Raw genomic sequence first — 7,325 nt, 5'->3', positions numbered from 1 at the left:
CGAGGTCCGTCGAGTCGCTCCTGGAGCGGCTGCGCCACACCCTCGCCGAGCTCTCCCGTCAACCGGACGAGCTCGCGGTCCTGCGCGTCGACTCCTGAGCTGCGTCCGGGCGAGCCGAAACTGTCGGTGCACCGACCTAGGGTGAAATGTCGCTGGTCACCTTGCCGTCGCTATGGCGATCAAGAGTTAGTCCGAGCTTCTGTGGTGAACGGGCGCTAGGTGTGAAGTCTCGACAGACCGCATCTACACCCTGGATTGCCAAGAGCCTGAGATGCAGGGGCCCGAGCGAGGCGAGTCTCCGATGATGTGGTTGCTGCCATAGATCGTTCCGGGGTAATCCGACGAGGCGAAACTGTCGGTGCATCCACCTAGAGTCAGCTGCACGAGCCCGAACAAGGCGAAACCCCGGCGATGTGGCTATTGCCAGGGATCGTTCCGGGGTCTTCGACACCAACTTTACGAGGGATCTGTGGGATGTCAAACGTGAGCGGCGCGGATGACGTTGAGTGGACGGACTCGACGCTTCGCCACCTCCTGACAGCCGACAGGCTCAGTTCCTACCTGCGTGTTTGCGATGAGGACCTGAGCCGTGCACTGCGCCTCTATGAGTGGAACATGAGTGCCGGATCGGGAGTGATCGCGACGACGGGAACGGTCGAGGTCATCGTACGAAACGCCCTGGACCGGCAGCTTCTGTCATGGGCAGATCGCAAGGGCCATCGAGATTGGCTGGACGCGATCCGGCTTGACCAGCGTGGACGCGACGATGTCGCGAAGGCACGGTCCAGAGCGACCCTGCGTGGCCGCCGGCAGGAGGAGCACGGTCGCGTGGTCGCGGAGCTGGGGTTCGGATTCTGGCGCTACCTGGTGTCTCAGCGCTACCACGCCTCGTTATGGGTTCCGTCGCTTCACAAGGCATTCCCTGGGGCGACCCCAGATCTTCGGGCTCGGCGTCGGGATGTCGAACGGCGCCTGGTCAACCTGATGTTGGTCCGCAATCGGGCAGCGCACCATGAGCCCATCCATCGCCGCGACCTGCTCGCAGATCTTGAGGACGCCGTCGAGCTCGTCGGCTGGGTGCACCCGGAGGCCCGCGCCTGGGTGGGCGCGATCTCCGCGCTCCGCCAGATCGCCAACGCGCGACCTGCCTAGGTCATGGAAGCGGCCCTCATCGGTCAGCGCGAGTAGATCTGCCGGATGACATCCTCGATGTCGGGCTCCTGGATGGACAGGTCCGCGACGTCGTACGCAGCGGCGACCTGGGCCACGAGCGGCGCGGCCGAGGCATCGGCCGGGAAGGTGAGCCACTGGCGCGGGCCCTCGACCTTGACGGTCCGGGCGCCCTCGATGGCGATCGTCGGCGCCTCGTCGACCAGGTCGACCACGAGGGTGCGAGACGCCCCACCGGTGGCCCGCAGGGACTCCAGCGGGCCATCGAAGACGGCGGTGCCGTGGTCGATCACGATGACCCGGTCGCACAGCGCCTCGATGTCCTGCAGGTCGTGGGTGGTGAGCATCAGGGTCGTCCCGCGCTCGTGGTTGAGGGCGCGCAGGAACTCTCGCAGCCTCCCCTTGGAGACCACATCGAGACCGATCGTGGGTTCGTCGAGGTAGAGGATCTCGGGGTCGTGGAGCAGGGCCGCGGCGATGTCGCCGCGCATCCGCTGGCCCAGGCTCAGCTGCCGCACCGGGGTGTCCATCAGGTCACCCAGGTCGAGCAGCGCGACGTGGTCCTCCAGGTTGTGCCGGAAGGTCTGGTCACCGATCCGGTAGATCCGCCGCAGCAGCTCGAAGGAGTCGCGCAGCGGTAGGTCCCACCACAGGCTGGTTCGTTGGCCGAAGACGACCCCGATCCTCCGGGCCAGCTCCCGGCGCTGGCGGGAGGGCTCCAGGCCGGCCACCCGTGCCGATCCGCCCGAGGGCACCAGGATGCCGGTGAGCATCTTGATCGTGGTCGACTTCCCCGCCCCGTTGGGGCCGATGTAGCCGACCATCTCGCCGGCATCGATGTCGAAGGACAGGTCGTGCACGGCGTGCTTCACCACCGACGTACGTCTCATGACGCCCGCGCGCTTGCGGATCGTGAACTCGCGAGAAAGGTCCCGCACCTCGATGAGTGGCATGTCAGCTCCCGGTCGATCGGTAGTGGCGCAGGCCCTGGCGCCACACGAGCGTGGTCACGGTGACCAGCACGAACGCGGCCAGTGGCGAGGCGAAGCGGAACCAGTCCGGGGCCCCGAACGGGTCGGTCTGGCCGAGGAGGAACAGGCAGGGATACCAGTTCACGAACGTCAGCGGCAGCAGATAGGTGAGCGAGCGGACGACCTCCTTGGGGAAGATCGTCATGGGGTACTGCATGATCGTGTTGCCACCGTAGGTGAACGCGTTGGCGAACTCGGAGGCGTCCACGGTCCAGAACTGGACGGTGGAGAAGGTCACGAAGACGCAGAAGTAGATGACCACCCCGGAGACGAGCGCCAGCACGAGGACGAGGGCCCGCTGCGGGGTCCAGTCCACGATCGGCGCCGCCCACGCGAAGACCGCCACACCCTGGGCGATCTGCCCCAGGCGCCGCAGCTCGAACCGGTCGGCGCACAGCTGCACCAGCACCGGGACCGGCTTCGTCATCATCGCGTCCAGATCGCCGCTGCGTACCTTCTGACCGATCTTCTCCACGCTCCCGACCAGCATGTCGGCGACCCGGAACGCGATCGAGGTGACGCCGTAGAGCAGCGCGATCTCGCGCAGCCCGAAGCCGCCGTAGGAGTCGATCTGGGTGAACATCAGCCAGATCGTCACGAAGTCGAGGAACGTGATCAGCAGCCCGCCGACCGCCATCGTCCAGAACGAGACGGGGTAGGACATCGCCGCGCGGATCCAGAGCAGCGCGATGAGCCAGTAGGAACGAACCGCATGAGCGACGTACGTACCTTCCGGTGATCGAGCTTGCTCCTCCGGTGATCGAGCTTGTCGAGATTCAGCCACCCTGGACCACCACCTTCCGGGTCGCGGCGCGCAGGACGAGCCCGCACAGGGCCAGGAGGACGACCGACCACACGACCTGCAGCCCGATCGCGGCGACCATGTCGAGTCCGGCACGACGACCCAGCCAGATGTCGGCCGGGGTCTGGATGTAGGAGGCGAACGGCAGCGCCAACGCGACCTGGCGCAGCCCGTCGGGGAAGAGGTTGAGCGGCAGTGTCAGCCCGCTGAAGAAGGTGGCCAGCACGCTCAGCAGCACCCGGGGGCCGGTCGCGTCCAAGAGCCAGAAGGCGCTGGTGGCGAAGAGGAACCGGACGGCGAAGCTGACCACCACCGCGAGGGCCACGCTCACCACGAACCCGGCCGCGCCGGTGGGGGAGGGCATGACCAGCCCGAAGAGCAGCGCGCCGATGATCGTGGGGGCCACGCCCCTGGTCGCGAAGTGGTAGAGCGCCCGGCCGAGGTCGGCAGCGAGATACCAGCCGAGGACGCTGACCGGACGGTAGAGGTCGACGGCGATGTCGCCGTTGCGGATCCGCTCGGCCAGGTCGTCGGTCGAGCCCCCGCTCCACAGCGCGATCGTCATCAACAGCGCCTGCCCGATCCAGACGAAGGTGACCGCCTGGTCGGCCTGGTAGCCGCCGGCGGACGGGTTCTGCTCCCACAGCGCCAGGTAGGCGAAGCTGAGGATGATCCCGAAGACCGAGTTGGTGAAGATCCCGGCGAGCGTGGCCGCGGTGTAGGTCGAGCAGCGCCGGAAGGAGCTGGTCGCGATCGCGGCATACAGACTCATCTGTGAATGCAGCGCCCCGGACACCTGACGTACGTTGGCACAACCGGGCCTGCGTACGCCAAGGGGTTTCGTGGAATAACGTTGATGCGGCAACTGTTTGCCGAGTAGTTCGAATTTCAACTACCGTGGCCCGGGCAAGCAGGTCGAGTCACGAAAGGGGCAGTGAACCATGGGTATGCAGTTCGGCATCTTCACCGTCGGCGATGTCACGATGGATCCGACGACCGGGAAGACCCCGACGGAGCACGAGCGCATCAAGGCGACCGTCGAGATCGCCAAGCACGCCGAGGAGGTGGGCCTGGACGTCTTCGCGACCGGCGAGCACCACAACCCGCCGTTCATCGCCTCCAACCCGACCGCGACGCTGGCCTACATCGGTGCCAAGACCGAGAACATCATCCTGAGCACCGCGACCACGCTGATCACCACCACCGACCCGGTGCTGATCGCGGAGGACTACGCCAAGCTCCAGCACCTCACCGACGGCCGCGTCGACCTGATGATGGGTCGCGGCAACACCGGCCCGGTCTACCCCTGGTTCGGCAAGGACATCCGCCAAGGCATCAACCTGGCGGTCGAGAACTACGCGCTGCTGCGCCGGCTGTGGAGCGAGGACGTCGTCGACTGGGAAGGCCGGTTCCGTACGCCGCTGCAGGGCTACACCTCGACGCCTCGGCCGCTGGACGGGGTCGCTCCGTTCGTCTGGCACGGATCGATCCGCTCGCCCGAGATCGCCGAGCAGGCTGCGTACTATGGCGACGGCTTCTTCCACAACCACATCTTCTGGCCGGAGTCGCACGCCAAGCAGATGGTGCAGCTCTACCGGCAGCGCTTCGAGCACTACGGGCACGGCACCGCCGACCAGGCGATCGTGGGGCTGGGTGGGCAGTTCTTCATGCGGCCGAACTCCCAGGACGCGATCAACGAGTTCCGGCCCTACTTCGACAACGCCCCGGTCTACGGCCACGGCCCCTCATTGGAGGACTTCACCGAGGCCACGCCGCTGACCGTCGGCTCGCCGCAGCAGGTCATCGAGCGGACGCTCTCCTTCCGGGAGAACATCGGCGACTACCAGCGCCAGCTCTTCCTGCTCGACCACGCCGGGCTGCCGTTGAAGACGGTCCTGGAGCAGCTCGACCTCTACGGCGAGATCCTGCCGACCCTGCGCGCGGAGTTCGCGAAGATCCGCAAGCCGGAGGCCCCCGACGCGCCGACCCACGCTTCGCTGGTGGCGAGTGCCGGAGGGGCGAAGGACTCGACCGTCTATGCCGGGGGCGACGCCGCCACCGGTTCGTCCGACCGCGACCTTGGCGACTCGGAGGTCGCGAAGGTCCTGGAGGGAGAGCTCTGAGTCATGAGTGCTGCTAAGAAGATCGTCGTCGTCTCGGCGGGACTCGGTATCCCGTCCTCGACCAAGCTGCTCGCCGACATGCTCGCGGACGCCACCGTGGCGTCGATCGGCTCCCGTGGAGCGGAGGCGGAGGTGGAGCATGTCGAGCTGCGCAACCTCGCGCACGCGCTGACCGACAACCTGCTCACCGGATTCCCGACCGCCGACCTGAAAGCGGCCATAGACGCGGTCCATGGCGCGGATGCTGTGATCGCGGTGACCCCGGTCTTCTCGGCCTCCTACTCCGGTCTGTTCAAGACGTTCTTCGATGTCATGGAGCAGGGTGTCCTGGATGCCAAGCCGGTGCTTGCTGCCGCCACCGCCGGCACCGCGCGTCACTCCTTGGTCATCGAGCACGCCATGCGACCGCTGTTCTCCTATCTGCACGCCGTCGTCGTCCCCACCGGTGTCTTCGCCGCTACCGACGACTTCGCGGGCGGGTCGGAGCTGCAGAAGCGGGTCGACCGCGCCGCCGGTGAGCTCGCCTCGCTGGTCACGGTCACCGGATCCCACGTGTCGGCACCGTCCACCGCCCATCCGCGCAAGCTGGTCGAGGACGAGTTCGCCAACCCGACCTCCTTCGAGAACCTGCTGAAGCAGGCCTCGGAGGGGCCGCCGGAGTACTGAGCCGACGCCCTGATCGACGGTCGCCTCTCGACACGAGAGTGGCGGGTCCCGGGGGTTTGAGACCAAGTGCGACAGAATGCGTGTCGACCGCTTCCCCCAATCACCGAGCGGAGACGTTGTGGCGAGGTTTGAGCCGAGTGTCGTCGTTGCCGACGAGTCGCCGCTCCTGCGCGCCGGACTCACCGCGCTGCTCGCACGTGGCGGCTACCAGGTGGTCGGCGACGCGAGCGACGGTGACCGGCTCGTCCAGGCCGTGACCGACACGATGCCGAGCCTGGTCGTCACCGACGCCCGACTGGGCCAGGTGGACGAGGGCATCACCGCCGCACTCCGGGTGCACGAGAAGGCGCCAGAGATGGGCATCGTCGTGCTCGGAGCGTCGATCGCGACAACGTACGCGGCCAAGGTCTTCGCCAGCACGGGCACCGGCGGTCTCGGCTACCTCCGCAAGTCGCGGGTCGGGGCCACGCCCCACTTCCTCGACGCCGTCGGCCGGGTGGCGTCGGGGGAGGTGGTGGTCGACCCGGAGGTGATCGACCGGATGAGGGAGACAGCCAGGGATGCGGACGTCTTCTCCACTCTCACGATGCGCGAGAACGAGGCGCTGGCCCTGCTCGCGTCGGAGTTTCCCTATCGCGCGATCGCGACCAGCCTCTTCACGAACAGGCGGCAGTACGAGCTGTGCCTGGGCGAGATCTTCCTCAAGCTGGGCCTGCCGCCGAACGTCGAGCACCGTCGCCCGCCGACGCCCCTGACCCACATGCGATCGTGAACGACGCGGGAGTTCAGTAGTCACCCAGTGGCTCCAGAGCTCCCGCGTCGGAAGCGGATCTCAGTGTTGGTAGGTGCCCACCAGGACGGCGCGGCCCAGTGCCTTGAAGGCGAGGTTGAACGAGACGACCGTGGGGGTGACCGAGTCGTCGACGCCGAGGGTCTCCGCGCCGACCGCGTGGACGACGAAGTAGTAGCGGTGGACCTGGTCACCGGCCGGGGGAGCGGCACCGCCGAACTCCTTGGTGCCGAAGTCGGTCGCGACATGGAACGCCTGGCCCGGGAGCTCGGCGGAACCTGCTCCGGCACCGGCCGGGAGCTCGGTCACGTCCGCGGGCACGTCGACCAGGCACCAGTGCCAGAAGCCGCTGGGCGTGGGGGCGTCGGGGTCGAAGCAGGTGATGACGTACGACTTCGTCCCCTCCGGGGCGCCACTCCAGCTGAGCTGCGGCGAGGTGTTGCCGCGGTCGTGGACCTGGTCCTGCTTCAGCGGCTGCCCCTCGGTCACGTCCTGGCTCGTGAGCGTGAAGGAGGGGAGGGCGGGCATCAGGGAGTACGGGTCCGGCTTCACCGGACGGTCAAGACTGGCCATGCCACAAACCTAGTGTCCCGCACCTCAATTCCGCACCATAAGGCGCACGCTGCGCACGCACCTCGCTGCGTTGGCATCGCTCGGAAGACACCCGGTATGCCGTCGCGACGCCGCCTTGCGATGCACGCACGCATCGCACGACTTATGGCACGGACTCTCGGCGCGGGACA

The 7,325-nt window shown here is 67.2% G+C and carries 8 protein-coding genes; 4 read left to right on the top strand and 4 right to left on the bottom strand.

What is annotated here, in order from left to right; translation table 11 throughout:
- Positions 1-615: 615 nt before the first annotated feature.
- Positions 616-1,152, top strand: a complete 537-nt coding sequence (locus ACRDPS_RS12935; protein WP_431502049.1) for a hypothetical protein — start codon at positions 616-618, stop codon at positions 1,150-1,152.
- Positions 1,153-1,175: 23 nt separating this feature from the next.
- On the opposite strand, the gene ACRDPS_RS12930 is transcribed toward ACRDPS_RS12935, so the two are convergent.
- From ACRDPS_RS12930 to ACRDPS_RS12920, 3 genes are read right to left on the bottom strand one after another with little or no spacing between them, the layout of a single operon-like run.
- Positions 1,176-2,123 (bottom strand): ABC transporter ATP-binding protein, encoded by a 948-nt coding sequence (locus tag ACRDPS_RS12930; RefSeq protein ID WP_431502048.1) that lies wholly within the window; start codon positions 2,121-2,123, stop codon positions 1,176-1,178.
- Position 2,124: 1 nt separating this feature from the next.
- Positions 2,125-2,985, bottom strand: coding sequence for an ABC transporter permease (locus ACRDPS_RS12925; RefSeq protein WP_431502047.1), 861 nt, complete (start codon positions 2,983-2,985; stop codon positions 2,125-2,127).
- Entirely contained in the window at positions 2,978-3,775 is a 798-nt protein-coding gene (locus ACRDPS_RS12920) for an ABC transporter permease (protein ID WP_431502046.1), read from the bottom strand. Before ACRDPS_RS12920 ends, ACRDPS_RS12925 begins: the two co-directional genes overlap by 8 nt.
- Before the next feature lie 175 nt (positions 3,776-3,950).
- Here ACRDPS_RS12920 and ACRDPS_RS12915 point away from each other — a divergent pair, with 175 nt between their 5' ends.
- The 3 genes from ACRDPS_RS12915 to ACRDPS_RS12905 all read left to right on the top strand — a co-directional run bounded on the left by ACRDPS_RS12915 (position 3,951) and on the right by ACRDPS_RS12905 (position 6,564).
- Positions 3,951-5,126 (top strand): LLM class flavin-dependent oxidoreductase, encoded by a 1,176-nt coding sequence (locus ACRDPS_RS12915; protein WP_431502050.1) that lies wholly within the window; start codon positions 3,951-3,953, stop codon positions 5,124-5,126.
- 3 nt (positions 5,127-5,129) lie between these two features.
- Positions 5,130-5,792, top strand: coding sequence for an FMN reductase (locus ACRDPS_RS12910; protein ID WP_431502045.1), 663 nt, complete (start codon positions 5,130-5,132; stop codon positions 5,790-5,792).
- A gap of 118 nt (positions 5,793-5,910) precedes the next feature.
- Positions 5,911-6,564, top strand: a complete 654-nt coding sequence (locus ACRDPS_RS12905) for a response regulator (protein ID WP_431502044.1) — start codon at positions 5,911-5,913, stop codon at positions 6,562-6,564.
- Between the two features lie 60 nt (positions 6,565-6,624).
- Here ACRDPS_RS12905 and ACRDPS_RS12900 read toward each other — a convergent pair whose 3' ends face one another.
- Positions 6,625-7,155, bottom strand: coding sequence for a YbhB/YbcL family Raf kinase inhibitor-like protein (locus ACRDPS_RS12900; RefSeq protein ID WP_431502043.1), 531 nt, complete (start codon positions 7,153-7,155; stop codon positions 6,625-6,627).
- Positions 7,156-7,325 lie beyond the last annotated feature (170 nt).

The organism is Nocardioides sp. (assembly GCF_050699375.1).
GTDB lineage: Bacteria > Actinomycetota > Actinomycetes > Propionibacteriales > Nocardioidaceae > Nocardioides.
This window is presented reverse-complemented; position numbering and strand designations above follow the sequence as displayed.